Origin of the sequence: Undibacterium sp. Di27W (genome assembly GCF_049340345.1) — a bacterium.
In the GTDB taxonomy this organism is placed as follows: domain Bacteria; phylum Pseudomonadota; class Gammaproteobacteria; order Burkholderiales; family Burkholderiaceae_D; genus Undibacterium.
In genome coordinates this window covers 134,096-160,717 of sequence record NZ_JBMPOS010000009.1, presented here as the reverse complement: position 1 = coordinate 160,717, position 26,622 = coordinate 134,096, and the positions used below count along the sequence as shown (strand labels likewise).

Genomic DNA, 26,622 nt, shown 5'->3' with positions numbered 1-26,622 from the left:
TATTGCACTGTCATTTTGTGGTTGAGCCAATACCAGTTTCACCAAACGATGCTATATTGCACTTTTTAACAAACACTGTGGATGCGCAGCCCTCCTGCCAGAGGAAACCCGCTCCCAGGTCCATTTTGCAAACAGGAATCATGGAACATTGCGAATCGACCGCAGCAATCACTATTTTGTCAGTGGATGACCATCCCCTGTTCCGACAGGGTATCGCCAGCGTTATTGAAAGCCAGGCCGATATGCGCCTGGTAGGTGAGGCCACCAATGGTAACGAGGCACTGGACAGTTACCGTGCATTGCGCCCCGATGTCACGCTCATGGATATCCAGATGCCAGACATGAATGGCATCGACGCGACCATCGCCATACGCCAGGAATTCCCACAAGCCAGGATCATCATCCTGACCACCTATGAAGGCGATGTACGCGCCTTGCGCGCCGTCAAGGCCGGCGCCGCCGGTTATCTGCTCAAGAGCATGCTACGCAAGGACTTGCTCGACACCGTGCGCCAGGTTAACAGTGGTCGCCGCTGCATCCCCGGCGACATTGCCATGGAATTGATCTCCCCCGCCAGCGGCGATGCACTCAGCAAGCGCGAAGTAGAGGTGCTGAAGCTGGTGGCTGATGGCAAATCCAATAAACGCATTGCCCTTTATCTTGCCATCTCTGAAGATACCGTCAAAGCCCACGTCAAAAATATTCTCTCAAAACTGACCGCCAGCGACCGCACCCATGCCGCGGTACTGGCCCTGCAGCGTGGCATCATCGATTTGAATTGTCTTAACCAGGCGATGAAATCCTGAGGAAATAAGTAAGCGACAAGTAAGCTATACCGCGGCCGCGGGATGCGATTTATGATGACTTGCTTGTCAACCGCCCGCATCATTTGAGGTGCATAAGCGTGCGTACGATTACGCTCGCTTAACTCTTGGGCTCTTTGACTATCGCGGAATTGGTCTATGAATTTTCATAGACCCGACAAGCCACGCAAAGCTGATGTCACTGCAGGCCAGGCATTGCTTTGCGGATCAATCACGGCAAAATGCCCGGCATCAGGCAGCAATATCAATTGCGTTTTGGGAAAAGCCTTACAGTAAGCTTCAGGCACAGCTTGAGGAACAACTTGATCAAGCGCGCCTTGCAGTACCGTCACTGGTATTGCAGGCGCAGGTAATTGCATGGGATCGACATCTGGGCGTTCAACCGGATTCTTGCCCAAAAACCGCAACACTGCGCCATCACCAAGGTGCAAGTCATGGGACATGCGCAGGTCTGCCGCGGGTGCCAGGGCAAGTACACCGGCGAGTGCGGGCATCGCACATTTGACGGCGGCCCACAGCACCAGATGGCCACCGGCAGAATGCCCGACCAGCACTATCTTGCCGTTGTGCCGCGCCACTTGGTGTGGCAACGTCTCTATCGCGCTGGCGATATCTTCCAGGCTGGCGTCAGGCTGGCCGGGGATGCGGCGATATTCTGGTGTGACAACCGTCCAGCCTTCTGCTGCCAGTGCGCTGGACATCGCCTCGGTATGCTGCCTGTCATATTCTGGTTTCCAGAAACCGCCATGTATCAACATCACCAGTGGACGCCGTGCACCGTCACTGCCAAAACGTATATCGGCTACCTGGTCGGCATGACTGCCATAAATCAGGCTATGGTCAGGTGGATTGCCCTTGCGGCTCAGGATGGAAAGGTCTTCTGTCATATTGTTTCCTGCAATGATTTACGTAGAACGGGAGAAGTACAATGCGCTCATTGTGCCTGTCACTGGCTGTCATTCTCGGTAGGAGCGGCTTCAGCCGCGAAAACCCTACGTACAGAGCTGTTCGCGACTGAAGTCGCTCCTACACGCAAGCTGCAAACCGTCTATTTTTTCGATCTGCGTCCCAACAAAAACGCCAGCAACACGCCCAGCGCAGACAGACCTAGTGCACCGAGGTTACCTATCAAAATATACGGCGTCATGCCGGTGTATCCCTGCACCTTTGCTGCCAGCACGGCGCGGGTATTTTCTGGCAGGAGTTGCTCGACCCCGCCACCTGGCACGATGACGGCTGTAGCCCCAGTGTTGGTTGCGCGCAGCATGGGGCGGCCGGTTTCGAGGACGCGCATTTGTGAGATTTGCAAATGCTGGGGAATGGCGAAAGAATTACCATACCAGGCCAGGTTGGAGGCGTTCAGCAAGATGCTGGCAACCGGCTGACCTGCTGCGCGCTGGGCTGACAATTGCGCGACGATTTCTTCACCGAATAAATCTTCATAGCAGATATTTGGCATGATCCACTGGTCAGCGACTTTCATGGCCGGTTGTATGGGTCCAAAGGTGGAAAACTCCCCCATGGGGATGGCCATCATTTTCACAAACCAGCGAAAGCCCGGCGGGATGAATTCACCAAAAGGGACAAGATGATGTTTGTCGTAACGATAGGGCTGTGCATACTGGCGTGACATGCCCAGTACACTGTTTGAGTACTGGTCACCACCATCATGCACGCCTACACCAAGGATGACGGTGCTATTGCTGTCTTGCGCAAAGGTATTCAAGATCGGCAGATAATCTGGAGGCAGTTGCGAAGTCAGCATAGGCAAGGCTGTCTCAGGTGTGACGATGAGATCGGCCGGGGTTTGCGTGATCATGTCGTGATACAGGTTTAGCGAATCATTCAGATGGTCCTGACTGAACTTCATGTCCTGTGCAACATTGCCCTGCAACAGACGCACTTGTAAGGCTGTGCCTTGCGGCTTGGTCCAGCTGATTTGTTGCAAGGCAAAGCCAGCCACAAAGACAGCAACAATCAATCCAGGCAAGGCCAGGTTTTGCTTGCGGCTCGCCCTGTTTGTCAAGACCAGCGCCAGCGCCGCCGCCAGCAAGGCATTGATCCAGCACAGGCCCAGCACGCCAACGACAGGTGCAAACCCAGCCAGCGGGCTATGGCTATGGGCATAACCAGAGATAGTCCAGGGAAAACCCGTCAAAAAGCAGATGCGCAGCCATTCAGCCACGGTCCACAAGCCTGGTAAGATCAAGAGACCAGCCGTTGTGGAAGAAATTTTCCAGCGATGCTGCAAGTACAGGGTGCCCCAGGCAGCGGCAGCCACATAAATAGCCAGGGCACCTGTCAAGAACATCAGGGCCAGCAGGGATAAAACACCAGGCAAGCCGCCAAATACGGTCATGGCATATACCAGCCAGCTGGTGCATGCGGTCAGCCAGCCGAGGCCATAAGCCCAGGCCAGCCAGCCTGCCCGTTTGCGACTGATGGCATGCTCACCTTCACGCAAGACCTGGCTGAACAGCAGCGCCATGCCTAGTATTTGCACAGGCCAGTAATGGAAGGGGGCAAACGACAGTACATTCATCGCCCCTGCCACCAGCATCAGCAGGAAGGAAGAACGTACAGACAGGGAGCACAACAAAGACTGCGCAGCCTTAATCATCGGAGCGCACGGTAGGTCTTTGTTCCACCAGCAGCATCTGCACTTCTCTTGCGTCAGCGCGCAAGACTTCAAAGTACAGATTGCCTATCGAGAACTCATCGCCCATATGGGGCAGCTCGCCCATATAGTCAGCCACATAGGCACCTATGGTTTCTACATGCTCGGACCCCAGGGTCGTGCCCAGCGTGCTATTGAATTGTTCAAGATCCGTCAAGCCCTTGATGCGCCAGCGTTTGCCATTACCCTTGCTTTCCAGCGCCAGGATATTGTCTTCTTCTTCCTCGAAATCGTATTCATCTTCGATATCGCCGACGATCTGTTCCAGTACGTCTTCGATGGTGATGAGGCCAGAGACACCGCCGTATTCATCCACCACCATGGCAATATGATTGCGGTTGGCGCGAAAATCACGCAGCAAAATATTCAGGCGCTTGGATTCAGGGATATAGATGACGGGGCGCAGCATGTCACGCACATCAAAAGCGTCTGAGGCGTAATAGCGCAGCAAGTCCTTGGCGAGCAAGATGCCTACCACTTTGTCACGATCACCATCCACAGCAGGGAAGCGGGAATGCGCTGTCTCCAGCACTTCTGGCATCCATTCTTCTATGGGATTGGAAATATCGATGACATCCATTTGCGCGCGCGGCACCATGATATCGCGTGCGCACAGGTCAGATACCTGGAACACGCCTTCTATCATTGCCAGTGCATCGGCATCGATGAGGTTGCGTTCTTGCGCGTCGTGCAAAACTTCCAGCAGTTCGGCGCGGTTTTCAGGTTCAGGAGAAATCAGGGCGGTCAATCGTTCAAACAATGACCTATGGGGTTTAAGGTCAGATGGTCTGACCTTACTAGAGTGCTCTTGCATAATAGGCGTAACGCCGTTGTTTCAATCCTACAGAATACAACAAGTGGGGGTGGTTTCCCAAATTTTGCAGCACTTGCTTGCAAAATTTACAGTGCCGCCAGGTCGAAACCATGAAATTTGCCTAAAAACAGACAATCACGGAACAAAGTGTAGATCTGTCATCATGGTGTCATTATTTTTGTCTTAAAGACAAAAAAGCCAGCTGGAGCAGATGATGCGGTCTGCTGGCTGGCTTGTGATGTATATTGCAATCAATGCAATATTTATGCAATTTTTATTTATTTTTCAAGAAGTGATATCCGCAGGCAATGAGCAAATCATCCACTTTTTCTACATAGGTGAGCTTGGGTTCGAGTTGCTGGGTCGCCGGGTTGATGAAGGTGTATTCGGCACTCCAGCCAGAGTTACTCTTCTCTACGGCTTTATAAAAACTCTTGATAATCTCAACACCATTCTGGTCTTTCAAGTCCATGATGTTGACGCCTATCATTTTTTTCAAGGCGGTATGTGCCACTGCCGTGCCTTTGGGATCGAGCACGATGAGGAATAATTCTCTGTCCCTGAATGGTCCGGCCTGGTCACTGAATGCTGCCAGTGCCTTTTCACGACCATTGGCTTTGTAATATGCCACTGCTTTTTTGACCATCGCCACCGCTTCTTCCTTGGTAGCCCGTTCTGCTGCCTGCGCCATACCTGACCAGCCCAGCACCGCTATTGCCATCATTACGGAAAAAAACCACTTATTCAGTTGTTTCATTTTTCTTCCTTTCAAGTGCAGCGATAAAATTAGTCTGTAAAACATAGATCAACTACATAACAAGTAAACAACAACTGGGCAACGCCACAGTAGCATGTGGGCGTACGCAATCAAGACCACGGATTTATCTTATGCAACTTTTTAATTAGGTCAATAAATAGTGTGAGTAATTTCACTTTCTTTTTACTTTGTGAGCACCTGAGGTGGTAACAGGCACTGGTCAAATTCCGGTACTACCAAAGTGCCATGAAGATATCTGAGGTGGCTGTTTAGCAGCGTCAGCATCTGTCGCCAGGACATCCTGCTCCAGTACACATTCCAGGCGGGAATGCGCCAGCTCCAAAGACATGTTTTCCAAACCCGTCACATCTTCTTTTTTCAAACCCAGCACTAACAGGTTCTTCTTGCTATCAAGTAATAGGCCTCGCAAAAAAAGCTGCACATCTGTGCTATTGCTGGTCACTGGCAGGCATAGCCAGCGCAGGCTGCCTCGTCCATTGATGACAGAGATAATTTCGCCGATCTGACCATCGAGTGTAGGCGGTAATTTCCGGCTCAGCCAGCACAGCTCCGGCGCAGCTGGTGTCTGTTGCTTTTTTGAGCGAAATTCTTGTATTTTTTGCTTGGCCAGGTCAGGGTTTTGCAACTGGCTGCTGGCATAGCCCCAGCGCTCCATGTAATGGCTGACGGTACGCAAAGGCAGGGCTATCCTGGTCTGTTGCTGTACCAGCATGACGATGGCTTCGCGACACCAGAGCTGGTGGGCCAGCCCATAGGCCGTTGGCGGCTGGCTGGCGATCATGCCTTTGAGCGCTTGCTCCTGGTCTGCCGTCAGCAAGCGCTGCTGACCATTTTTACGGCCACGGATGGCAGGTGCTGGCACCACATTGCCGGGACGCTCATAGAGCTTGATGATTTTTACCACGCCGCTGTAGCTGAGTTGCAAATGGCTGGCAATCCGCGTGCGCCCCTGTCCCGCCAGGTGCATGGCAACGACTTGTTTCCTGATTTCGTAAAGTGTATCGTCACTAAGACTACGAATGTCTGTTTTTTCTGCGTTCAAGATTTCAGCCCGGCTAGACAAAGATGCAGAGCTTAGTAGACAGAGGCCGGCTGGCGCATGTGCTTAAAGTCACATGCAGGGCATCCTTTCACTGCAATTAAAAAAAGAGTTCCACATATGACTTTAGACACATGCGGCAGAGGGATGAGGCAGGTAGAGTGCCTGGTTTTCCTCCACCTAGGCCCAGACGAATGCAGCGAGGACCCTCATGGAATATAAGGACATCGGAGATGCCAGTCAGGATGTGGCAGCCCTGGCCCTGTTCGTCATTAACAGGTCGCCTGCCATGATGGCGTATTGGAATACCGATTTGATTTGCCAGTTTTCCAACGATGCTTATGCAGACTGGTTTGGCAAGTCACGCGCAGAAATGAAGGGCATCGCCATGCGTGACGCCCTGGGTGAAATCTTCATGTTCAACCGCAAGGAAATCCAGGGCGCACTGAATGGTGAAAAACAGGTATTTGAACGCGCCGTCAGGGTTGCCGATGGCAGCCTGAGACATAGCCTGATGACTTACACGCCGCGCTTCAAAGGTGGCAAGGTACATGGTTTTTTTGTCCACGTAGCCGATGTCACTACCCTCAAACTGGCTGAGGTCGAGCTCAAATCTGCCTATGCAGAATTGAAGGCCACCCAGATACTGCTGAGTGATGCCGTGCGTGAAAATGAAAGGGTGCGCATCGCCCGTGACTTGCATGATGTCCTGGGCCACCACCTGACGGCACTGAACCTGCATCTTGATCTGGCCCTGCGGCAAACCCTGGAACAAGACCAGGACGCCATCAGCGGCAAGTCACTGGCAATTTCCCGTGATCTGGCACAAAACCTGTTGAACCAGGTGCGCGCCGTGGTTGCCATGGAGCGCAGCAATCATGTCAGCGATTTGCGCCAGGCCCTGCAATCCCTGTGCAGTGCCATCCCTGACCCGCAAGTAACGCTGGAATTCGCTGCCAATCTTGACATACAGTGCCCGGTGCTGGCGCATACTGTCTTTAGTTGCGTACAGGAAGGCATCACCAATTGCATACGCCATGCCAGGGCAAAAAAACTGCACATCCACCTGGCGCGCCAGCAAGATGGCATCATTTTACTCATGGTTGATGATGGCAAGGGTGTCAGCACCGATGAACTGGGTCATGGCCTGTCGGGCATGCGCGAACGCGTCAGTGAACTGGGTGGACGCATGCACATCAGCAGCCAGCCGGATGAAGGTTTTCATCTGCATATCTGGTTACCACAGAAAGAAGGCAGCACATGATACGGGTCTTGCTGGTCGATGATCAAAACCTCATCAGGACAGGCATTGCCGGTCTCTTGTCCATGCTGCCTGACATACAGGTGGTGGGCGAAGCCACCGATGGCGACGCGGCGATAGAATTAATAGAAAAACTACAACCAGACGTAGTCTTGCTGGATGTCAGGATGCCAAAAAAATCAGGCATCGCCGTCTTGCAGGAATTAAGTGCCCGCCAGCACTTGCCAGCCACCATCCTGTTGACGACCTTTGATGATGACGAAGCCTTGTTCGCTGGCATGCGCGCCGGTGCCAAGGGATTCTTGCTCAAGGATATTTGCCTGGAAAGGCTGAGTGTCGCCATCCGTAGCGTCGCCCGTGGCGAATCCCTGTTCCGGCCTGCCATTACCGAAAGGGTCTTGCATGGCATCCATAAACTGGCCCCGGATTTTGTAGAAGAACAATTGCATGACCCGCTGACGCAACGCGAAGTCGAGATACTGGCCCTGATGGCAGGTGGCTTCAATAACCGCGAAATCGCCGAAGCCCAGGGCACTAGCGAAGGCACGGTAAAAAACCAGGTGTCGAGCATACTCTCAAAAATGGCCGTACGCGACCGCGTACGCGCCGTCTTGCGTGGGCTGGAATTGGGCATAATCTGACATCAACTGCATAAAAACCGCAAAACAAGCGCCACAAATCCAGGCATTTGAATTTACGTCATACTATTTGCTGCCACAAAAATTTTCAATTAGCATTAAACATCAATCCTGACTGAGCTGTTAGCATACTTGGAGTAGCTTCACTTGCGGACGAAGACTTGATGAAAACCAGTGGCAACAAGGCGCAGCCTCCTCCCATAGAGAACTTTGACGTTGCTCTCAAGGTCATCGACCACCTGAGTGCCATGACAGGCTATTGGAATACTGACCTGATTTGCCAGTTTTCCAACAGCGCCTACTCGCACTGGTTTGGCAAATCCAAGGAGCAGATGCGCGGCATCTATATGCGCGATGCCCTGGGCCCCATCTTTGAGAAAAACCTGGCACATATACAAGCTGTACTGCGTGGCGAATTGCAAGTCTTTGAACGCGAGGTCGTCATCCCCGACGGCAGCATACGCCATAGCCTGATGACTTATACGCCTGACATGGTCGATGGCAAGGTCTGCGGTTTTTTCGTCCATGTGGCCGACGTCACGCCTCTCAAAAAAGTTGAATTTGAGCTGGCCGCCGCCAAAGAAGCTGCCGCTGCCGTGGCCGAACAAGAGCTCAATACCTTAAAGCAAACCAATGCCACTCTGGAGCGCCTCGGCGCCATAGGCCAGGACATCACGGCCCACCTGGAAATCAGCGTGGTTTGCCGCTGCCTCTACCGCCATGTCACCGGCTTACTGGAAACCAGCAGCTTCAGCGTCTTTCTGCTTGATGACAGCAACCTCAGCCTGCACCCTGCCCTGCATATCGAGTCTGCGACCGAACGCGAGCACAACAACATAGAACTGACTGACACTAGCCACCCGTATAGCGCGTGCGTCAGGGAACGCCGCGATATCTGCCTGGATATCCCGCCTGAGCATGGCAACGACTTCCGCCCGGTTAGCGACGCCGTGCCGGGCAGCACTGCCGTGGCGGGTCTGGACAATGTCTACAGCCTCTTATGTGCCCCCCTGCGCGTGGCCGATCGCACCATAGGCGTCATGGCCCTGCAGGCACAGCGCGCCCAGGCCTATGGAGAGCGTGAACGCCTGATCTTCAAGACCCTGTGCGCCTATGGCGCGATTGCACTGGAAAACGCCTTTGCCTACCAGCGCCTGCAAAATGCCCAGGAACAACTGGTCGCGCAAGAAAAAATGGCCGCCCTGGGTTCGCTGGTCGCCGGTGTTGCGCATGAACTCAATACGCCGATAGGCAATAGTGTGCTGACTTCCACCACGCTCAGCGACAAAACCGCCGTCATGGCGGCCAAGCACAAGGAACAAACCTTGCGCCGTTCTGACCTGGAGCTGTTCATCGCCCAGGTACAGCAAGCCAGCGACTTGCTGGTCCATTCGCTGGAAAGTGCTGCTGACCTGGTGCTCAGTTTCAAACAAATTGCCGTCGACAGAACGACGGCACAAAGGCGCGAATTTGATTTACGCAAGACCTGCCATGACCTGTGCGCCACCATCGTCAACCAGATCAACGCCCGCCAGCATCAGTTGATCGTTGATATACCAGATGGCATCTTGCTCGACAGCTATCCCGGCCCGCTGGGTCAGGTCATTATGAATCTCATCAACAATGCGCTGCTGCACGGTTTTGAGCATGTGAAGAGCGGAAAAATTATCATTTCAGCCATTGCCTTGAGCAAAGACAAGATACAGGTCAGGCTGGAAGACAATGGTTGCGGCATGAATGAACATGTACTGGGACACATCTTTGATCCCTTTTTCACAACAAAAATGGGCCAGGGAGGTACAGGATTAGGCCTGTCCATCAGTTACAACATCGTCACATCCATACTTGGGGGTAAGATACGAGCATATAGCCAACCGGGTATGGGTAGCAGCTTCACACTGGATTTGCCACGCCATGCTCCTTTGCAGTGATGTCAGGGGACTTAAGGTCCACCAGGTCTTTGGGGTAAATCTACACTATGGCGATAGTCAGCGCGCATGAACAGCGGAAGGTCATTTTTGGTTCTTCCCTGGGTACGGCTTTTGAATGGTATGACTTCTTTGTGTTTGGCACCCTGGCAGCCATCCTGGGACCCTTGTTCTATTCAAAAGAACTGGGTGAAACCGGGGCTTTCATGGCTGGCCTGGCAACTTACGGTGCTGGCCTGGTCTTGCGCCCCTTTGGTTCACTGATCTTTGGCCGCATGGGTGACGTGGTTGGCCGCAAAACCACCTTCATGATCACCATGACCCTGATGGGCATCTCCACCGCCGGTGTAGGCTTGCTGCCTACCTATGAAACAGCAGGCATCCTGGCCCCTATCTTGCTGGTCATCCTGCGCTGCCTGCAGGGCCTGGCACTGGGGGGCGAATACGGCGGTGCCGCCACCTATGTGGCTGAACATGCCATGCCAGGCAGGCGCGGCTATGCCACAGGCTGGATACAGATCTGTGCCAGCCTGGGTTTTTTCCTGTCGCTCATCGTGGTGCTGGCTTGCCAGGCCATCATGGGTGATGCCGCCTTCAAAAGCTGGGGCTGGCGCATCCCCTTCCTGCTCTCGGTGGCCCTGTTTGGGGTCTCACTGTATATACGCTCCCGTCTCAATGAGTCACCGGTGTTTGCCGCCCTCAAGGCCAGTGGCAAATTGTCGACTGCCCCGGTGCGCGACAGCTTTGCCAACTGGAGCAATATGAAATATGTCTTGCTGTCACTGTTCGGCGCGGTCGCCGGGGTAGGCATCATCTGGTATACCGGGCAATTCTATGCACTGATCTTCCTGCAAAAATCCCTCAAGGTCGACTTTGCCACAGCTTATCTGATGATGTCGGTGGCACTGGCGCTGGCCATCCCCTTTTATGTGATTTTTGGTGCCCTGTCCGACAAGATAGGCCGCAAGCGTCTGATGATGCTGAGTTTTGTGCTGGCCAGTGCCAGCTATATCCCGCTGTTCCAGGGCCTCACTCATTTTGCCAATCCGGCGCTGGAACAGGCCATGAGCCGCGCTCCGGTCAGCATGCAATCCAGTGAATGCAGCGTACACCTGTTCTCGGGCCCCGTCAGTGAGTGCGACAAGGTCAAGGAATTCCTGAATGCCGCCGGTGTCGCGCATAGCCTGCAAGCCAGCAGCCAGGCTGGGGTCATCACCAGCATAGGCAGCGCCAGCATCAAGGGCTTCGATACCAAAGCCATAAAAACCGCACTGGAGCAGGCTGGCTACCCGGCCAAGGCTGATCCTGCTGCCATCAACAAACCCATGGTGGTGCTGATCCTGTTCATCCTGGTGTTTTATGTCTGCATGGCTTACGGCCCCATCGCTGCCTACCTGGTTGAACTCTTCCCCACCCGCATACGCTATTCCAGCATCTCCCTGCCCTACCATATAGGCACGGGCTACTTTGGCGGTTTCATGCTGTATTTTGCCACCCTGATCGCCACCAGCACCGGGGATATCTATTCCGGCCTGTATTACTCGATCGCCGTGGCGCTGACGTCCTTGCTGATAGGGGGCTGGCTGCTACCAGAAACAAAAGATTGGGATATCAGCCGATAAATTGCGCCAGCGTGCCAGACCCGCCAGTAATGGCGGTTTCAACACTGTTTAAAAGCGGGGCGATCAACTATGATCCGTAGACAATAATTGATTAATTTTAGAACCTGTTTGCGATCTGTAGCGAGCGGGCGTCAGCGGGGCGAAGAGCAGCGCAAAAAGCGGAATGTACTTAAGTACATGAGCATTTTGAGCAGCGCATGAGCCCCGCATCGATACAAATTGCGCTCGCGCAGTAAGATCGCAAGCAGGTTCTTAAGGAGAAACCGTGTACCTCATCGCCAACATACTGACCGGCATTGTCGCCGCCCTGCATATCTATTTCCTGGTGCTGGAAATGTTCTTGTGGGATAAGCCCATGGGTTTGCGCACTTTCCGCAATAGCCCTGAGAAGGCCGAGACCACCAAGGTGCTGGCAGCCAACCAGGGTTTATACAATGGCTTTCTGGCTGCCGGTCTGGTCTGGGGTTTGCTGATGGGTGGCCACGAAGGTTTCCATGTGAAGATCTTCTTCCTCACTTGCGTCATCGTGGCTGGTGCCTATGGTGCCTATTCAGTCAGCCGTCGTATCCTCTACATACAGGCAGCACCTGCACTGCTTGCCCTGGTCCTGCTGCATTTCTAATTGGCTTTATTTCACCGGCACATCCACAATCTCTTCCGAATCATGGAAGCGGGTGTAATGGATGTGCTGGACCGTGTCCTTGTTATTTTCAAATACATCGACATAGCGATGATTCCATTTTATCTGGCTGCAGGTGTAATACTGGCGCGCTCTCTGCGGCTGGTTGGTGGTGTCATCAACCCCTTCCACACTCAGTATCAATGAAGCATTGAGCTGATGCAGTGCATCGGCATCAAGGCCAAACAGCGGGCTGCTCTCGTCTATCACATGGATCACGGTCCAGCCCAGGATGAAGATGGGGTGTTGTTCACGCTCCAGCTTCATATCAACGATTTTGCGAAAATTGCCCATGCTGGCTGTCTTTTCATCGCGCATCAGGCGCATTTTTGCCGTCGCTTCACTGATGATATTCATGCGTGCATTGGCCAGGCGTATCAGCAAGACCCGCTTGCCGTCAATCACATGGCTGACCGGATAGTCGGCAAAAATAATGCTGGAACGCGGACGTGAAAACCGCGCAAACATGACACCGGTAATCAAGGCCACACTGGCCATGCCGACAAAAATCTCCAGCGTGGCGATACTATGCCCATACACAGTTTGTGGGTGCATGTCACCATAACCCACCGTCGCCAGCGTCTCCACACTAAAGAAAAACGCCCCCAGAAAACTATTTGGATGCAGATTGCCTATGGGGTTATCACCCAGCATGAACAATGACGCAAAGCACAGATTCAAAACCAGGAACACCACTCCCACGCCAGCAAAAAATACTGGCCAGCTGGAGGTCATGGCGTAGTAGTAAAGGTCTTGCCAGAACTGGGTACGCAAGCCATAGGCGATGACGGAACGACCACCCATGCTGATGTGTCGGCCATGCGGTTTGTGTTGGGTCATGTTGAGGGCTTTCTGATGGGTGTTTTTATCTTTGAAGAACTGGGAGGGCTCTTGTCGGATAATTTTCATGAGGCTTATATTGTCGTTTAAATTCGCCAGCCTTGCGACGAATTATTGTTACCCAACGAACGTCGCTGGTGCGCCAGCCCGGTAGGCTCCTGCCTGCGCAGGAGCGACGGGATTGAGGGTAGTCATATTGCAGATTTAATCAGCGTTTGACTATATAAAAGCTTAACCCCTCAATCGTAGAACAAACTCTGAGGTGTTCTCCCAGCGTCCTAAACTTCGTCGTTCCTGCGCAGGCAGGAACCCAGTGGCGTTTGGTGAGCACTAAGGAAATATATAGAAGATGAGCGTCAAAGCACCAGGATTTACACGCTGATATATTGAGATATTATGCAGTAGGCTAACTACTGATACGGATTCCCCAATCCCATCCCCGCCAGTATCTCTATCTCCAGCGCTTCCATCTCCTCTGCCTCATCATCTTCTTCATGATCATAGCCCTGGGCATGCAGGACGCCGTGGACGATCAAATGCTGGGCGTGTTCGAGCACGGTTTTCTTTTGCTCTGCTGCTTCCTTCTCCAGCACATCGGTACACAGGATAATGTCGGCCTGGGTCACCTCGGCGTCTTCATCCTCGGTATAGGCAAAGGTCAGCACATTGGTGGCGTAGTCCTTGCCGCGATAATCATGGTTGAGTACCTTGCCTTCTTCAGCATCAACAAAGCGCAAAGTGATTTCTGCCGGGAAGAACAACGCCGCCTGCACGGTCTTGCGTATCAGCGGGCGGGTCAGGATATCTTGCAGGCGCTTGTCGGCGTATTGCACCGACAGCGTCAGCTTAGGCTTGGATTCGGTTTTACTTTTTGCGACCATGGTGGGCAGAGCTTAAAGGGGTTGCGGGTTTCAGCAAGCCGATGGCGGCGCTGTTGGCGGTGGCGTTGGCATTCGCGCTTTCATAGGCATCAACAATGCGGGCGACCAGCGGATGACGTACCACATCGACGCTGCCAAAATGGGTAAAGCCTATGCCACGTACACCATCGAGTACCTGGCAGGCATCGACGAGGCCACTCTTCACATTACGCTGCAAATCAACCTGGGTAGGGTCACCAGTAATCACCGCCTTGCTGCCAAAACCTATACGTGTCAGGAACATTTTCATCTGTTCTGGCGTGGTGTTTTGCGCTTCATCAAGGATGACGAAAGCATGGTTCAAGGTGCGGCCACGCATATACGCCAGCGGGGCAATCTCAATCACCTGTTTTTCAAACATTTTTTGCGTACGGTCAAAACCCAGTAAATCATACAGGGCGTCATACAGAGGCCGCAGATAAGGGTCGACCTTTTGCGCCAGGTCACCCGGCAAGAAACCCAGGCGCTCGCCTGCTTCCACCGCCGGGCGGGTCAGCACGATACGTTTGACGGCATCACGCTCCAGCGCATCAACGGCGCAAGCCACGGCAAGGTAGGTTTTGCCAGTACCAGCCGGGCCTATACCGAAACTGATGTCGTGTTCGAGTATGGTCTTGATGTAATGATTCTGATGCGGCGTGCGGCCGCGCAAATCGCTGCGGCGGGTTTTCAGCAGCGGGCTTTCTATGTCAGCATCTTCTGGCAAGGTTGCGTCCACCGCGACGGCGTCGGCAGGGATAACATCATCCTGATCTTCCTTACCTGTCTTGCCTTTTTTCAGGCTCTTGCTGGCGCGTTGCTCTACCAGGGCCAGTTGCACTTCATCGATGGTGATGATTTTTTTCGCCAGGCCATAGAAATGCTCAAGTATCTCTATCGCTTTTTCGGCATTGTGGCCGCTGACGATAAATTTTTCACCACGGCGAAAGATCGTCACATCCAGTGCCGATGATATCTGCCGCAAGTTCTCATCCAGTGGCCCGCACAGATGTGCCAGGCGGGTATTGTCCAGTGGTTGAGGGATGAAGTGCGCTACCGGCACGGGTGTTTTTGCCATTATGCTGTCACTGCCTCTTCGACGAGTTCGCCGCGTAAGGAATAATTATAGGATACGGTAATGCGGGTATTCACCAGCGTACCGACCAGGTCTTTGGAACCCGCGAAATTGACGACGCGGTTATTCTCGGTGCGACCCTGCAATTCATTCGGGTCCTTGACCGACGGGCCTTCTACCAGAATACGCTGCACCGTGCCTATCATGGCATTGCTGTATTTCTTGGTATTGGCATCAATCACAGACTGCAAATGCTGCAGGCGGCGCAATTTGAGTTCTGCCGGTGTATCGTCAGCCAGGTTCGCTGCAGGCGTGCCAGGACGCGGGCTGAAGATAAAGCTAAAGCTGTTATCAAAGCCGATGTCATTGATGAGCTTCATCAGCGCATCAAAATCTTCATCGGTTTCACCAGGGAAGCCGACGATAAAATCAGACGACACAGAAATATCCGGGCGCACCATTCGCAAACGACGCAGGACGGATTTGTATTCGATGGCGGTGTAACCACGCTTCATCGCCGACAAAATACGGTCAGAGCCATGCTGGGCAGGCAGGTACAAATGATTGACCAGCTTGGGCACCTTGGCATAACAGTCTATCAGGCGCTGAGTAAATTCTTTGGGGTGGCTGGTGACAAAACGTATGCGTTCTATCTGTGGGAACTCGGCGATGTATTCGATGAGCAGGGCAAAATCAGCAATCTCGCCATCTTCCATGATGCCACGGTAGGCATTCACGTTTTGCCCCAGCAGGGAAATTTCCTTGACGCCCTGTTCAGCCAGGCCAGCCACTTCTGCCAGCACATCATCAAACGGACGCGAGACTTCTTCACCGCGGGTATAGGGCACGACGCAATAACTGCAATACTTGCTGCAGCCTTCCATGATGGACACATAGGCACTCGCACCTTCGACACGGGCTGGTGGCATATGGTCAAATTTTTCAATTTCAGGGAAACTGATATCGACCTGAGATCGGCCAGAACTGCGGCGCGCATCTATCATCTGCGGCAAACGGTGCAGGGTTTGCGGGCCAAATACCATATCGACATAAGGGGCACGCTTGACGATCGCATCACCTTCTTGCGAGGCCACACAACCGCCAACGCCAATCAGCAGCTCTGGTTTTTTGCGCTTGAGTTCTCGCAGGCGACCGAGGTCAGAAAATACTTTCTCGGATGCTTTTTCACGCACGCTGCAGGTATTGAGCAAAATCACGTCGGCATCGTCGGGATTATCAGTTTTCACCATGCCATCATTGGCATTGAGGATATCCGCCATCTTGTCCGAGTCGTACTCGTTCATCTGACAACCGAAGGTTTTGATAAATACTTTTTTTTGCATAATTTTCTACTTACTCTGCTTACTTACTCTACTTACTTTGCTTACACTTTGGGGGACTGCATCACCGCACCAGGCATGCAGCCATCCCTGGGTACGACTTAAAAGTTTTTGTTCTGGAAAATCTGCGGTTTCCATTCCTGCACTGGCGGCAAGGTTTTTCTGCGCTCAGCTTCGGTTAAGACCCAGATCCTGGATACTTCACCAAAATTATCTTCAAGATAATTAATGATGATGTAATTACCAGTAATCTGCGTAGGTGAGACGAACAGGTTTTCATCATCAAAAATACGCAAACCCGGTGCCGTATTGACGGATTTGCCATTGATGAACACATCCGGGTATTGCGACATATTCAAGACCCCGCGCTTGGTATTTTCGGGGAAATTGCGTTCCGCCGGTATTTGCGCCAAGCCTGGAAAACTTGCTGTCGTCAACGCAGCCAACATGAAGAACATCATTACACGACGTAAAACCAGCAGCATGGGCATACCTCAGCACCTCTTGGGAGTTAAGTTCAAAGGGATTAAATTCAAAGGAATCAATTACTTAGCTTGAAACCTCAGGGAAACCAGCAAGCCTGCAAGTTTAACACAGTCAGCGCAACACTTACTATTGCAGCATAGCAGGCAAACACCTGTTCTCAAGCCAGAAAGCCTTAAAATCTGGGATAATGGCAAAAAAAGAACCATGGAAACTCATGCATACCCGCTCACCCCGCTCTGAAAAGCGTGAATTTGATACCCGCCACTTCCGGGATGCCCTGTCACAATTTGCCACTGGCGTCACCGTCATCACCACCCGGCTGGCGGATGGCCAGTTTTTGGGTTTGACGGCCTCGTCCTTCAATTCCGTCTCGCTGGACCCGCCCTTGATACTCTGGAGCCTGGGCACTGCTGCCAATAGCCTGCCGGTATTCAGTGGCAATTCACATTATGTCGTCAATATTCTGTCTGCCGAGCAAGCCTGGCTGGCCGAGCAATTTGCCAGCCGCAAGACTGATCGCTTCGCCGGTGTTGATTACACGCTGTCGCGCACCGGCCACCCCATACTGACGGGGGCATCTGCCTGGTTTGAATGCCATAACCGCAGCCGTTACCCCGAGGGTGACCATGTCATCTTCGTTGGCGAAGTCGAGCATTGTGAATTCACCAAACAGGCACCGCTGGTCTTTCACTCAGGCCAGTTCTTGCGCCCACCCATAGAAATCAAGTAAATACCAAGTAAATATCAAGTAAGCCCTGCATGACTAATTTTTTGTCCGCCGACCTGATCGGCTATTTCGCTGCCTGTCTGACGACCACTGCCTTCATCCCGCAAGCCTGGCTGACCTGGCGCCGCAAACGTGCCGAGGGTGTCTCTCTGGGCATGTATATCATCCTCGTCAGCGGTGTGGTCATGTGGCTAATCTATGGCCTCATGCTCAGCGCCCTGCCCATCATCATCGCCAATATGGTCACCCTGATGCTGGCCATGTTCATCCTGGTCATGAAACTGGTCTACAAATAAATTCCCCCCGGGCCTGACTGACTGGCTTTTAGGTTCACATACACAGGAAGACAGCATGTCTGACAATAGTAGCAATAACAACACCAGCAGCGATAGCGATATCCATAAAATCCCGGAAGCTGCCAGGCCCAGACTACGCTTGTTCGCGTCCGTTGGTGCAGGTGTCATCTATGGCTTGCTGCTGCGTGTGGGCTTTGAACACAAGTCTTTGCATGCCTGGCTGCAAATCGTTTCCACGGCCTTTCTGATCTTCGCTCCTTTCAGCGTTGGGGCGGTTGCGGTATTGCTGGCAGCAGGCAAATCTCGTATTCATGTGGGCATGCAGGTGATGGTGTCCTTCATGTCCATGATGGCCTTTTTGCTGGCCATGTTCATCTTCCTGCTTGAGGGCATGGTATGCCTGGTGCTGGTCTTCCCGGTTTTCCTGGTGGCCTCCCTGATCGGTGGCCTGATCGCTGGCTGGATACATAATCGCTTCCGGGTTTCCAGGGCCAGCCTCTCCTCTTTTATTTTATTACCACTCTTGCTGGGCCCGATAGAAGCCCATCTGCCGCCAGCGCAAAGCCAGCAAGAGGTCAGCTCTGTCATACAGATACAGGCCAGCCCTGACGAAGTGTTTGAGCAACTGGCCTCGGTACAAAATATCAAACCGGATGAACTCGGCTTTTCCTTTGTGCACCTGATAGGCTTGCCAAAACCGCTGGCCGCCAATATGGATGGCGCAGGCGTAGGCGCAGTCAGGACTTCGCACTGGGAAAAAAACGTACAGTTTGAAGAAATCATCACCACCTGGCAAAAACCATATGCCATGCATTACCGCTTTCATATCCAGCAGGGTGGCATCCCCAGAGACGCACTGGACAGACATGTGGAAATGGGGGGTGAATACTTCGACGTGCTCGATGGCGGTTATGATTTGCAGGCAAAAGATGGCGGCACAGAGTTGCGCCTGACTACCCGCTTCATCAATAAATCCCAGCTCAAGACCTATGGCGACCTGTGGGGGAAAATGGTCTTGAATGACTTCCATCATTCCATACTGGGCCTCATGAAAAACCGTGCGGAGCATGCTCATCAGCACCCGACCCAGCCATCAGTGCAACAATCAAGCCCGCAAGCTGCCGCAAATTAAAGCATGCATGGATTTCATGCCAAAGAACCAAACTCCATCACCAAGGATATAATAATTATCCCTACATAATGGAGTCTGAAAAATGATGGATGAAGAAAAGCAAGGCCTCATACACAGCTACCTGACTGCCTACAATAATTTCGATATCGACGGCATGATGGATTTACTGCATACCGATATCGTCTTCAAGAATATTTCTGGCGGTGAGATCAATGCCCAGACCAATGGCCGCGAAGAATTTCGCCAGTTGGCCGAGCAATCCAAGGGCTACTTCAGCTCCCGTCAGCAAGACCCCAGCAATTTTCGCTTCCAGGCTGACCAGGCCAGCATCGATATCGCTTACCAGGGCGTGCTTGCCATCGACTTGCCAAACGGCTTGAAAACAGGAGAAACCCTGAAGCTCAATGGCCGCTCTGAATTTATCTTCAAGGATGGCTTGCTGGCAGGGATCAGCGACTATAGTTAAGCTGTGCTTTTTAAAAACTGAGGTGTACCGATAGTGGCTGCCTGTCTTGAGTTTTGGCAGTATTTATGAGAAGCTTGCAGCCACTTTCATTCTCATCACCTGACACCAGGACCAGCACCATGAAATTCTTGCCTGTTTTTTCCGCCGCCTTCTTGCTGTCCCTGAGCAGCCTGGCATCAGCCCAGATACAAAGATGTGTGGACAACGATGGAAGGGTGACATTTACAGACAACGTATGCCCCAAATCCACTGCCAAGGGCACTTCTATCAAAGCTGGTCAGAAAAATGTAGGTTCGGGTTCAGGCGGTGGCTCAGATACCAATTGGGCAGCCAAGAATGAAGCCTTCAATCAGCGCCAGGCTGTGCGCGACCGCAATGATTTGCTGGATAATACCCGCCGCAGCAATGAACGCGCCGTCAAGGATTTCATGAGCACACCTTTGCCTGAAGGGGTAAGGTCGGCCAGGTTAACCACTTACACTGACAAACCCCACAAGCTGGAAAACAAGAAGTACGACCAATAAACCTGGGCCTGGCATGAGCCATATTCTTCTTGACCCCTCATGTTAATGACGCGCCTTAGTCCCAGGTTTGACCACCTCCTCGACACCACGCTGGCCATGCAAATCGGTATCTTGCTGGCCCTCTTGCAAGTCTTTCAAAGCCTGTTTCATGATTTTGCGTGGGTTTGTCTTATCCTCTGTACTTTCATCACGCTCATGCGGTAGTGGCAAGTCGCTATCTGACAAAGGTGCTTTTGTATCGACAGGCTCGGCCTGCCCGGTCTTGGTATGCGCTGGTTTAGAGTTCACGGCCACTCACTCCTTGCTGTGCGGCCTGCTGTTCAATACTGTCCACACTGGCAGCATTGGTAGCACTGGTAGCATTGACCGCGCTGGCTGGCGAGGTGCTGCCGACCAGTATCGGCGGTGTGCGCGGATCAAAATCATGCCAGTCACCATTATTGATATTGCCTTCGCCCAGCTCGATCTGGTCGGCACCGAGATTTCTCAATATCTCGATAACCGTGCCTTCGCTTTCAGGCCTGGCGACACTGACTGCCACCATCATGCCCGAGCGTCGTACGGCTGCTGCATTTTCTGCATCGTCGCTGGTATCGCCTTTTTCTTTCATTTGCGACAAGCTGCCTATCAGCGAACCGACATGCGCACCCACCAGCGCACCTAGCGCCGTGCTGACCGGGCCGGTGACAGGCGCGCCTATCATGCCCACAGCCGCGCCGATGACACCACCAGTCGTCGCGCCACCTACAGCGCCACTGCCTGCTTCCCTGGCACCTGGCGATTCATCGCGGTCACCACCGATAGGGTACATATCATGCTGCCCCGGCGGATTAAGATAAAAAGAGCTGATCTGGTTTTTTGCAAAACCCAGGGCCATCAATTGATGTATGGCTTGCTGCACCTGATCTTGCTGTTGCAGTCGTCCGGCAATAATGTGTGTCATGATATTCTCCATCCTGGTGACAAAAACCTGCATTGCGCTGTATTGATCTATGTCAGCTTTTGTTAACGAGCAGGCTTCAGACCAGAATAAGCGCAAGACCGCCATCTCTCTGTGCGTTGCCGCACCCAGGTAAATTGACACAGGGCTTGCGCTGCATTGCAACACCCCCTGCCAGGCTGGTTTTCGCAGGAGCGGCTTGAGCCGCGAAAGTCTTGCCGTATCCACTGAAATCAAGACCAAAAACCTCAGATCAGCAGGGTGCGTTATAACGCACCGCTTTACCCGGCGCATGCTGCCTCACAACTGCGGCGATGAATTTCATGTATGCTGGCGTGCATCTCATCCATTTCTCAGCATGAAAGATCAACTACATTACAAACGCGTTGCCCAAGTACCAGGCCTGGTATTAAGTGGTGGGCGACTGGCTGAATTTCACTTCGACCGCCACTATCACCTCGACTATCACATAGGCCTGGTGTCAGAGGGCGTCCAACGCCAGAAATTCCGCGGTAACTCGGTGCTGCTGGGGCCGGGAGGCATAGTCTTGATGCCGCCAGGTGAAATCCACGATGGCGTGGGCGAAGGTGGCGATGCCTATACACTCAAGACTTTTCGCCTGCCGGTTGAACTCTTTCACCAGGTAAGCAAAGAACTTTCAGGCTCTGAACGCGAACCGGCACTGGTGGGAACGATGCTGGAAGACCCCTTGCGGGCCGCCCATTTCTTGCGCCTGTATGAAGCCATGCACGCCACGGAAACCGTATCGCCGCTGGCGCTACAGTCAGAATGGCTATCGCTGCTGGAATTTGTCTTTACCCAATCCAAAACCATCAAGCCCCAGAGCATCAAGGGTGGCCTGTCTCCCCAGCACATCCAGCGCATCAAAGAATACTGCGTGGCGCATCTCTCGCAAAAAATCAGCCTGGATGAACTGGCGGCTATCTGCGGCCTGGGCCAGTTTCATTTCCTGCGCCAGTTCAAGTACAGCATAGGCATGACACCGCATGCCTGGCTGGTCAGGCTGCGCCTTGAATATGCCTGTGCCTTGCTGGGAAAAAATCCCGCCTCCATCGCCGATGTCGCCCACCTGGTTGGCTTCTACGACCAAAGCCATTTCAACCGCGCCTTCAAGCAAGCCTTTGGCGTCGCACCCTCATCGTATTGAAACCCTGATTTTTGCAGGAGCGGCTTTAGCCGCGAAGGCCTTGCCATATCCGTTAAAATCAAGACCAAAAATCTCACCACAGAGGCGCAGCTTGTAGGGTGCGTTATAACGCACCGTTTTTTAACGACCAGGATACATTGATGTGTGCGTTATAACGCACCCTACCACGCTCCTACAGAACCACGGCCTATTTTTATGACACGGTCAAAAATGGCGGCACTTTAGATTTGTAGGGTGCGTTATAACGCACCCTACACAACCTGGGTCTTTTTATGGCACGGTAAAAAATGTAGGCTCTTTAGTCAATTTTTTACAATCCAGGAATCCGCCATCCGTCTATCATGTACTTCACCAACACCTGTTTTCAAAGACAAACAGGTTCATCATGAAGAGGATACGCATCGTGGAAAGCAAGCATATAACCAGCCCACCGACCATCGCCAGGAATTTCGCCAGTGATAATACCGCCGCCGTATCACCCGCCATCATGGAAGCAATGCTGGCTGCCAATACCGGCAGGGCTGCAGCTTATGGGGCTGACGACTATACGGCGCGCGTAGAAAAAACATTGTGTGAAATATTCGAGCGCGAGCTTAGTGTTTTCCTGGTCAGCACGGGCACGGCGGCAAATTCTTTGTGCCTGAGCGCCATGTCACCGCCCTGGGGCCATATTTTTTGCCACCCAGGCAGCCATATCCATAATGATGAATGTGCTGCACCTGAGTTCTACACCCATGGTGCCAAGCTCTTGCCCATCGATGGGCCATCGGCAAAAATCGATGTCAACACTCTGGCCAGTTCCGCCCGACTCAAGCGAGGCGATGTGCATGTGACGCAGCCGCATGCCGTCAGCATCACGCAGGCCACTGAAATTGGCAGCGTCTACAGTATTGACGAAATCAAGCGCATCAGCGAGGTTTGCCAGAGCACGTCCATGCGCCTGCATATGGATGGCTCACGCTTTGCCAATGCCCTGGTCTCACTGGCTTGCACACCCGCAGAAATGACCTGGAAAGCTGGAGTAGACGCGCTCTCCTTTGGGGCCACCAAGAATGGTGCCATGGGTGTAGAAGCCATCATCCTGTTTGACCAGAGCCTGGCAGCGGAAATGGGATATCGCCGCAAACGTGCAGCGCATCTGACTTCAAAAATGCGCTACCTGTCGGTGCAGATGGAGGCGTATTTGCAGGATGATCTCTGGCTCAAAAATGCAGCTCACGCCAATGACATGGCACTACGCCTGCGCCAGGGTTTGCAGCAAATCAGTGGTATAGAAGTGCTGGGCGAAACACAGGCCAATATCATCTTCTGCCGTTTGCCTGAGGCGATGATAGCGGCCTTATTGAAACAGGGCTACGCCTTCTTGCATGGCCGCTGGGAAGCCGGAGTGGCGCGCTTTGTCACCAGCTTTGCAACGACTGTAGCCGAGATCGAGCAATTACTGGCCAGCATGAGAGATATGCTTACCCAACAAGCAGCAGAGCGTGCAGCATGACGGCCCGCCATTATTTCAGCAATGAGCACTTGAGCATGCATAGCAAGGTAGAACAATGCACAGCCAGGCCGGATGGAGATTTTGAAGTGATACTGGATGGCACCCTGTTTCATCCGCAAGGTGGCGGCCACCCCTCAGATACAGGTTACATCGCAGGCATCAAGGTCAACCGGGTTTTTCAGACTGGCGACATGATTGTCCATCTGACTAACCAGCCAGTGAATGTGGGTGTGACACTGATCGAGGTATTTCCCGACCTGCGCCATCTGCATGCCCAGTTGCACTCTGCTGGCCATTTGATAGGATGCTATGGTGAACTGGCAGGGCTGCAAGCCATCAAGGGACATCACTGGCCAGGAGAAGCCAGGGTAGTGTTTGAAAGCAAAGATGCATCGAATCCAGAGGCAAACACGACCTTGCTCGCAGAAGAAATAGAACAGCAAGTCAATGCCTGGGTAGCAGCTAATCTACCGCGCAAGACCAGCCTGGCAGATGGACAACGCCAGATAGGTTTTGGCAATTTGCCTGCCCACGCCTGCGGCGGCACCCATGTCATGGCAACCGCGCAGATAGGCAAAATAAAAATCACCCGCCTGAAAGAAAAAAAGGGGCAATTATCAGTGCACTATGAACTCGCATAAACTGAGTAATCTTGCAGGGTGCGCCATGCGCACCGCCTCCTCGTGAATATCATGGGGAAACTGCTGAAATATCTCCCATACGACGACCTCAACGCATGCCCCTCACTAATCGCTCAACTGCCTGCGCCATGTCTTCAGTAGGCACTTGCGCATACCCCAGTATCAGGCCATTGCCATTATCGGCCAGGCGACCGTGTTCTGCGGCATGCGAACTCAGCGCCTGGGCGACGATGCCATCCGCCATGGCCCTGTCACTGACTTGTTTGTCATCGAGATCTGCTGGCAACAGCAAACTCAAATGCATGCCAGTGCTGGCACCCTGAATAAGAGCCCTTGCACCGAGACGCTGTTCCAGCGCAGTGACCAAGGCATCCCGTCTTTGCCGGTACAAACGCCGCATGCGTCGCAAATGCGTGGCGAACTGGCCGCTACTTAAAAATTCTGCCAGGGCCAGCTGATCTACTGCCCGACCGCGCGGTGCAGTGTGCGCCAGAAAATTACCCAGTGCCGCCACCAGATGAGCAGGCACCACGATAAACCCCAGCCGCAATGCCGGGAACATGGTCTTGCTGAAAGTCCCCAGATACAGCACAGGTGCATCTGCCGCCAGGCCCTGCATGGCTGGCAGAGGTGGGCCATCATGCCTGAACTCGCTGTCATAATCATCTTCTATGATCAGCGCACCGCAAGCCCTGGCCTGCTCTATCAAGGCCATGCGCCTGGCCAGCGCCAGCACACTGCCCAGGGGATATTGATGCGACGGTGTCACATAGATCAGGCGTGGCGGATAATCTTGCCAATCGCTGACATCAGGCGCAATGCCATCAGCATCCACAGCAATGCCACGTATGTTTAACTGCGCTGCATTGAAGGCCATCCTGGCACCGTGGTAGCCAGGGTTTTCCATCCATACCTGCTCACCAATATCGGCGAAAGCATGGGCGCATAAATCCAGGCTGGACTGGGTGCCATCGGTGATAAAGATTTGCCCAGCATCGCAGAGCACGCCACGCGAGACCCGCAAATAGTCAGCAATAGCTGAGCGCAAAGCGGGTTCACCCGCAGGCTCGCCATAATTCAACTGGCTGGTCGTGGCTTTACGCCAGGCTCGCGCTTGCAAATGCCGCCACTGCCCCAGGGGAAATTCATCCAGTGCCGGTACCCCCGGGGTAAATGCCTGCATGGCGGTAATATCCAGCAAGGCTGTGCTGACGCGGCTGCGTCGTGACAATATTGCAGCGGCAGGCATGGTCGTTTCTGGTCTGGCTGCCTGGGCCAGTTTGACCTGTGCCACCAGCGTGCCACGCTTGCTGGCATCAACATAACCCTCGGTGGCTAATTGTTCATAAGCATACAGCACGGTATTACGCGCCATGGCCAGTTCGGCTGCCAGTTCACGACTCGGCGGCAAGCGCGTGCCTGCGACAAGCTTGCCACTCTTGATGGCAGCGCGCAGACACTCATGCAAGAGGCGTTGCCGCGGCCAGCCTGCGTGGCGGTGTTCGGCTTGAAAGTGATTCAGCAATAAGGCGTAGTCCATGGTTTTCCAGAGAGACAGCATGTGGCTCTAAAATAATTCGCTATTCTGGTTCTTTTTTAAGAGCCATACATGAATTATAGTGCGCCTCGCCCCTATTTTTCAGGAAAACCACCATGAACACCAACAGCGCCCCCACAGACCGTACCCGCATACGCCGCCTGGCAGAACTGGCCAGCTATGAGCAAACCAGCCTGCATGCCGTTATCGACGCCGCCTACCTATGCCATATCGCCTTCCAGGATGCCAAGGGCACACATTGCATCCCCACTGCCTGCTGGCGGCAAGGAGAGTATTTGTATATCCACGGCTCCAACGGTGGCCGCCTGACCAAGATACTGACTAGCGGCATACAAGCCTGCGTCACCATCACCCACCTCGATGGCCTGGTCCTGGCTCGCTCCGCCTTCAACCATGCCATGAATTATCGCTCTGCCGTCATCTATGGCTGCTTTGAAAAAGTACCGGACGAAGCCGACAAACACCAGGCCCTGGCCCTGTTCATGGAAAAACTCGCCCCAGGCAGGCAAGCCCAGTGCAGACCCGGCAATGACAAGGAAATGGCCGCCACCACCATCATGCGCATCGCCCTGAACGAAGCCGCCGTCAAAATACGCACAGGCGGCCCGCAGGATGATGATGAAGACATGGGCATCCCGGTCTGGGCAGGCGTGCTGCCCTTCGCCCAGGTGCACACCCAGCCTGTCGTTGACAGCCTATGCAATGTGGCCACGCCGGATTATGTGAGGGAGTGGGTCAAGTGAACAGTCTGACTCAGGAGGAGGAACCTGAATTC

General features: G+C 53.3%; 28 protein-coding genes. 15 read left to right on the top strand and 13 right to left on the bottom strand.

What is annotated here, in order from left to right; translation table 11 throughout:
* The first annotated feature begins 140 nt into the window (after nucleotides 1-140).
* The gene (locus tag ACO0LF_RS18800) at nucleotides 141-806 is read left to right on the top strand and encodes a response regulator (RefSeq protein WP_423016730.1); all 666 of its coding nucleotides are present in this window, start codon (nucleotides 141-143) and stop codon (nucleotides 804-806) included.
* Nucleotides 807-970: 164 nt separating this feature from the next.
* On the opposite strand, the gene ACO0LF_RS18795 is transcribed toward ACO0LF_RS18800, so the two are convergent.
* From ACO0LF_RS18795 to ACO0LF_RS18775, 5 genes are all read right to left on the bottom strand, one after another.
* On the bottom strand, nucleotides 971-1,711 hold the full coding sequence (locus ACO0LF_RS18795) for an alpha/beta hydrolase (RefSeq protein WP_423016728.1): 741 nt from the start codon (nucleotides 1,709-1,711) through the stop codon (nucleotides 971-973).
* A 161-nt stretch (nucleotides 1,712-1,872) separates the two neighbouring features.
* Nucleotides 1,873-3,420, bottom strand: coding sequence for an apolipoprotein N-acyltransferase (gene lnt / locus ACO0LF_RS18790; RefSeq protein ID WP_423016726.1), 1,548 nt, complete (start codon nucleotides 3,418-3,420; stop codon nucleotides 1,873-1,875).
* A 16-nt stretch (nucleotides 3,421-3,436) separates the two neighbouring features.
* A complete protein-coding gene (locus tag ACO0LF_RS18785) occupies nucleotides 3,437-4,315 on the bottom strand; it encodes an HlyC/CorC family transporter (RefSeq protein ID WP_423016724.1) in 879 nt (292 codons plus the stop codon).
* Nucleotides 4,316-4,589: 274 nt separating this feature from the next.
* Nucleotides 4,590-5,072 (bottom strand): cache domain-containing protein, encoded by a 483-nt coding sequence (locus ACO0LF_RS18780; RefSeq protein ID WP_423016722.1) that lies wholly within the window; start codon nucleotides 5,070-5,072, stop codon nucleotides 4,590-4,592.
* A gap of 220 nt (nucleotides 5,073-5,292) precedes the next feature.
* Entirely contained in the window at nucleotides 5,293-6,135 is an 843-nt protein-coding gene (locus ACO0LF_RS18775) for a helix-turn-helix domain-containing protein (RefSeq protein WP_423016720.1), read from the bottom strand.
* Nucleotides 6,136-6,343: 208 nt separating this feature from the next.
* Between ACO0LF_RS18775 and ACO0LF_RS18770 the strand changes: the two genes are divergently transcribed.
* The 5 genes from ACO0LF_RS18770 to ACO0LF_RS18750 all read left to right on the top strand — a co-directional run bounded on the left by ACO0LF_RS18770 (nucleotide 6,344) and on the right by ACO0LF_RS18750 (nucleotide 12,203).
* Nucleotides 6,344-7,396, top strand: a complete 1,053-nt coding sequence (locus tag ACO0LF_RS18770; protein ID WP_423016718.1) for a PAS domain-containing protein — start codon at nucleotides 6,344-6,346, stop codon at nucleotides 7,394-7,396.
* Complete coding sequence (locus ACO0LF_RS18765; RefSeq protein WP_423016716.1) at nucleotides 7,393-8,034, top strand: response regulator; 642 nt, start codon at nucleotides 7,393-7,395, stop codon at nucleotides 8,032-8,034. The genes ACO0LF_RS18770 and ACO0LF_RS18765 overlap by 4 nt, the downstream gene beginning before the upstream one ends.
* A 161-nt stretch (nucleotides 8,035-8,195) precedes the next feature.
* Nucleotides 8,196-9,962, top strand: a complete 1,767-nt coding sequence (locus ACO0LF_RS18760; RefSeq protein ID WP_423016714.1) for an ATP-binding protein — start codon at nucleotides 8,196-8,198, stop codon at nucleotides 9,960-9,962.
* A 47-nt stretch (nucleotides 9,963-10,009) separates the two neighbouring features.
* The gene (locus ACO0LF_RS18755; RefSeq protein ID WP_423016712.1) at nucleotides 10,010-11,581 is read left to right on the top strand and encodes an MFS transporter; all 1,572 of its coding nucleotides are present in this window, start codon (nucleotides 10,010-10,012) and stop codon (nucleotides 11,579-11,581) included.
* A gap of 265 nt (nucleotides 11,582-11,846) precedes the next feature.
* The gene (locus tag ACO0LF_RS18750) at nucleotides 11,847-12,203 is read left to right on the top strand and encodes a DUF1304 domain-containing protein (protein WP_423016710.1); all 357 of its coding nucleotides are present in this window, start codon (nucleotides 11,847-11,849) and stop codon (nucleotides 12,201-12,203) included.
* 6 nt (nucleotides 12,204-12,209) lie between these two features.
* Here ACO0LF_RS18750 and ACO0LF_RS18745 read toward each other — a convergent pair whose 3' ends face one another.
* The 5 genes from ACO0LF_RS18745 to ACO0LF_RS18725 all read right to left on the bottom strand — a co-directional run bounded on the left by ACO0LF_RS18745 (nucleotide 12,210) and on the right by ACO0LF_RS18725 (nucleotide 16,899).
* Entirely contained in the window at nucleotides 12,210-13,100 is an 891-nt protein-coding gene (locus ACO0LF_RS18745) for an ion channel (RefSeq protein WP_423016708.1), read from the bottom strand.
* Nucleotides 13,101-13,510: 410 nt separating this feature from the next.
* Complete coding sequence (ybeY, locus tag ACO0LF_RS18740) at nucleotides 13,511-13,981, bottom strand: rRNA maturation RNase YbeY (RefSeq protein WP_423016706.1); 471 nt, start codon at nucleotides 13,979-13,981, stop codon at nucleotides 13,511-13,513.
* The gene (locus ACO0LF_RS18735) at nucleotides 13,965-15,080 is read right to left on the bottom strand and encodes a PhoH family protein (protein ID WP_423016965.1); all 1,116 of its coding nucleotides are present in this window, start codon (nucleotides 15,078-15,080) and stop codon (nucleotides 13,965-13,967) included. Before ACO0LF_RS18735 ends, ybeY begins: the two co-directional genes overlap by 17 nt.
* Nucleotides 15,077-16,417, bottom strand: a complete 1,341-nt coding sequence (gene miaB / locus ACO0LF_RS18730; RefSeq protein WP_423016704.1) for a tRNA (N6-isopentenyl adenosine(37)-C2)-methylthiotransferase MiaB — start codon at nucleotides 16,415-16,417, stop codon at nucleotides 15,077-15,079. Before miaB ends, ACO0LF_RS18735 begins: the two co-directional genes overlap by 4 nt.
* A 98-nt stretch (nucleotides 16,418-16,515) precedes the next feature.
* On the bottom strand, nucleotides 16,516-16,899 hold the full coding sequence (locus ACO0LF_RS18725; RefSeq protein WP_423016702.1) for a hypothetical protein: 384 nt from the start codon (nucleotides 16,897-16,899) through the stop codon (nucleotides 16,516-16,518).
* Between the two features lie 215 nt (nucleotides 16,900-17,114).
* On the opposite strand from ACO0LF_RS18725, the gene ACO0LF_RS18720 reads away from it, so the two are divergent.
* The 5 genes from ACO0LF_RS18720 to ACO0LF_RS18700 all read left to right on the top strand — a co-directional run bounded on the left by ACO0LF_RS18720 (nucleotide 17,115) and on the right by ACO0LF_RS18700 (nucleotide 20,045).
* Complete coding sequence (locus ACO0LF_RS18720) at nucleotides 17,115-17,630, top strand: flavin reductase family protein (RefSeq protein WP_423016700.1); 516 nt, start codon at nucleotides 17,115-17,117, stop codon at nucleotides 17,628-17,630.
* A gap of 29 nt (nucleotides 17,631-17,659) precedes the next feature.
* Complete coding sequence (locus tag ACO0LF_RS18715; RefSeq protein ID WP_423016698.1) at nucleotides 17,660-17,923, top strand: SemiSWEET transporter; 264 nt, start codon at nucleotides 17,660-17,662, stop codon at nucleotides 17,921-17,923.
* A gap of 55 nt (nucleotides 17,924-17,978) precedes the next feature.
* Complete coding sequence (locus ACO0LF_RS18710; protein ID WP_423016696.1) at nucleotides 17,979-19,055, top strand: hypothetical protein; 1,077 nt, start codon at nucleotides 17,979-17,981, stop codon at nucleotides 19,053-19,055.
* Nucleotides 19,056-19,137: 82 nt separating this feature from the next.
* Entirely contained in the window at nucleotides 19,138-19,521 is a 384-nt protein-coding gene (locus ACO0LF_RS18705; protein ID WP_423016694.1) for a nuclear transport factor 2 family protein, read from the top strand.
* A 119-nt stretch (nucleotides 19,522-19,640) separates the two neighbouring features.
* Nucleotides 19,641-20,045 carry a DUF4124 domain-containing protein gene (locus ACO0LF_RS18700; protein WP_423016692.1) on the top strand — a complete coding sequence of 135 codons (405 nt, stop codon included), beginning with the start codon at nucleotides 19,641-19,643 and terminating at the stop codon, nucleotides 20,043-20,045.
* A 42-nt stretch (nucleotides 20,046-20,087) separates the two neighbouring features.
* Here ACO0LF_RS18700 and ACO0LF_RS18695 read toward each other — a convergent pair whose 3' ends face one another.
* Nucleotides 20,088-20,333, bottom strand: a complete 246-nt coding sequence (locus ACO0LF_RS18695) for a hypothetical protein (RefSeq protein WP_423016690.1) — start codon at nucleotides 20,331-20,333, stop codon at nucleotides 20,088-20,090.
* Nucleotides 20,323-20,988: a hypothetical protein gene (locus ACO0LF_RS18690; protein ID WP_423016688.1), complete on the bottom strand. Its 666-nt coding sequence runs from the start codon at nucleotides 20,986-20,988 to the stop codon at nucleotides 20,323-20,325. Before ACO0LF_RS18690 ends, ACO0LF_RS18695 begins: the two co-directional genes overlap by 11 nt.
* A gap of 355 nt (nucleotides 20,989-21,343) precedes the next feature.
* Here ACO0LF_RS18690 and ACO0LF_RS18685 point away from each other — a divergent pair, with 355 nt between their 5' ends.
* The 3 genes from ACO0LF_RS18685 to ACO0LF_RS18675 all read left to right on the top strand — a co-directional run bounded on the left by ACO0LF_RS18685 (nucleotide 21,344) and on the right by ACO0LF_RS18675 (nucleotide 24,289).
* Nucleotides 21,344-22,153 (top strand): AraC family ligand binding domain-containing protein, encoded by an 810-nt coding sequence (locus ACO0LF_RS18685; RefSeq protein ID WP_423016686.1) that lies wholly within the window; start codon nucleotides 21,344-21,346, stop codon nucleotides 22,151-22,153.
* A 385-nt stretch (nucleotides 22,154-22,538) separates the two neighbouring features.
* Nucleotides 22,539-23,648, top strand: a complete 1,110-nt coding sequence (locus ACO0LF_RS18680; RefSeq protein WP_423016684.1) for a threonine aldolase family protein — start codon at nucleotides 22,539-22,541, stop codon at nucleotides 23,646-23,648.
* On the top strand, nucleotides 23,645-24,289 hold the full coding sequence (locus tag ACO0LF_RS18675) for an alanyl-tRNA editing protein (RefSeq protein ID WP_423016682.1): 645 nt from the start codon (nucleotides 23,645-23,647) through the stop codon (nucleotides 24,287-24,289). Before ACO0LF_RS18680 ends, ACO0LF_RS18675 begins: the two co-directional genes overlap by 4 nt.
* An 88-nt stretch (nucleotides 24,290-24,377) precedes the next feature.
* Here the strand turns inward: ACO0LF_RS18675 and ACO0LF_RS18670 are convergent, their stop codons facing one another.
* On the bottom strand, nucleotides 24,378-25,829 hold the full coding sequence (locus ACO0LF_RS18670; protein WP_423016680.1) for a PLP-dependent aminotransferase family protein: 1,452 nt from the start codon (nucleotides 25,827-25,829) through the stop codon (nucleotides 24,378-24,380).
* A gap of 113 nt (nucleotides 25,830-25,942) precedes the next feature.
* Here ACO0LF_RS18670 and ACO0LF_RS18665 point away from each other — a divergent pair, with 113 nt between their 5' ends.
* Nucleotides 25,943-26,590, top strand: coding sequence for a pyridoxamine 5'-phosphate oxidase family protein (locus ACO0LF_RS18665; RefSeq protein ID WP_423016678.1), 648 nt, complete (start codon nucleotides 25,943-25,945; stop codon nucleotides 26,588-26,590).
* Nucleotides 26,591-26,622: the final 32 nt, after the last annotated feature.

Excerpts from the sequence above, each read along its gene's own strand:
- ACO0LF_RS18675 (WP_423016682.1), top strand. The coding sequence starts at position 23,645 with ATGACGGCCCGCCATTATTTCAGCAATGAGCACTTGAGCATGCATAGC.
- ybeY (WP_423016706.1), bottom strand. The coding sequence starts at position 13,981 with ATGGTCGCAAAAAGTAAAACCGAATCCAAGCCTAAGCTGACGCTGTCG.
- ACO0LF_RS18720 (WP_423016700.1), top strand. The coding sequence starts at position 17,115 with ATGCATACCCGCTCACCCCGCTCTGAAAAGCGTGAATTTGATACCCGC.
- ACO0LF_RS18705 (WP_423016694.1), top strand. The coding sequence starts at position 19,138 with ATGATGGATGAAGAAAAGCAAGGCCTCATACACAGCTACCTGACTGCC.
- ACO0LF_RS18680 (WP_423016684.1), top strand. The coding sequence starts at position 22,539 with ATGAAGAGGATACGCATCGTGGAAAGCAAGCATATAACCAGCCCACCG.
- ACO0LF_RS18760 (WP_423016714.1), top strand. The coding sequence starts at position 8,196 with ATGAAAACCAGTGGCAACAAGGCGCAGCCTCCTCCCATAGAGAACTTT.
- ACO0LF_RS18755 (WP_423016712.1), top strand. The coding sequence starts at position 10,010 with ATGGCGATAGTCAGCGCGCATGAACAGCGGAAGGTCATTTTTGGTTCT.
- ACO0LF_RS18715 (WP_423016698.1), top strand. The coding sequence starts at position 17,660 with ATGACTAATTTTTTGTCCGCCGACCTGATCGGCTATTTCGCTGCCTGT.
- ACO0LF_RS18795 (WP_423016728.1), bottom strand. The coding sequence starts at position 1,711 with ATGACAGAAGACCTTTCCATCCTGAGCCGCAAGGGCAATCCACCTGAC.
- miaB (WP_423016704.1), bottom strand. The coding sequence starts at position 16,417 with ATGCAAAAAAAAGTATTTATCAAAACCTTCGGTTGTCAGATGAACGAG.
- ACO0LF_RS18785 (WP_423016724.1), bottom strand. The coding sequence starts at position 4,315 with ATGCAAGAGCACTCTAGTAAGGTCAGACCATCTGACCTTAAACCCCAT.
- ACO0LF_RS18780 (WP_423016722.1), bottom strand. The coding sequence starts at position 5,072 with ATGAAACAACTGAATAAGTGGTTTTTTTCCGTAATGATGGCAATAGCG.
- ACO0LF_RS18770 (WP_423016718.1), top strand. The coding sequence starts at position 6,344 with ATGGAATATAAGGACATCGGAGATGCCAGTCAGGATGTGGCAGCCCTG.
- ACO0LF_RS18665 (WP_423016678.1), top strand. The coding sequence starts at position 25,943 with ATGAACACCAACAGCGCCCCCACAGACCGTACCCGCATACGCCGCCTG.
- ACO0LF_RS18690 (WP_423016688.1), bottom strand. The coding sequence starts at position 20,988 with ATGACACACATTATTGCCGGACGACTGCAACAGCAAGATCAGGTGCAG.
- ACO0LF_RS18685 (WP_423016686.1), top strand. The coding sequence starts at position 21,344 with ATGAAAGATCAACTACATTACAAACGCGTTGCCCAAGTACCAGGCCTG.
- ACO0LF_RS18725 (WP_423016702.1), bottom strand. The coding sequence starts at position 16,899 with ATGCTGCTGGTTTTACGTCGTGTAATGATGTTCTTCATGTTGGCTGCG.
- ACO0LF_RS18765 (WP_423016716.1), top strand. The coding sequence starts at position 7,393 with ATGATACGGGTCTTGCTGGTCGATGATCAAAACCTCATCAGGACAGGC.
- ACO0LF_RS18710 (WP_423016696.1), top strand. The coding sequence starts at position 17,979 with ATGTCTGACAATAGTAGCAATAACAACACCAGCAGCGATAGCGATATC.
- ACO0LF_RS18670 (WP_423016680.1), bottom strand. The coding sequence starts at position 25,829 with ATGGACTACGCCTTATTGCTGAATCACTTTCAAGCCGAACACCGCCAC.
- ACO0LF_RS18800 (WP_423016730.1), top strand. The coding sequence starts at position 141 with ATGGAACATTGCGAATCGACCGCAGCAATCACTATTTTGTCAGTGGAT.
- ACO0LF_RS18745 (WP_423016708.1), bottom strand. The coding sequence starts at position 13,100 with ATGACCCAACACAAACCGCATGGCCGACACATCAGCATGGGTGGTCGT.
- ACO0LF_RS18700 (WP_423016692.1), top strand. The coding sequence starts at position 19,641 with ATGAAATTCTTGCCTGTTTTTTCCGCCGCCTTCTTGCTGTCCCTGAGC.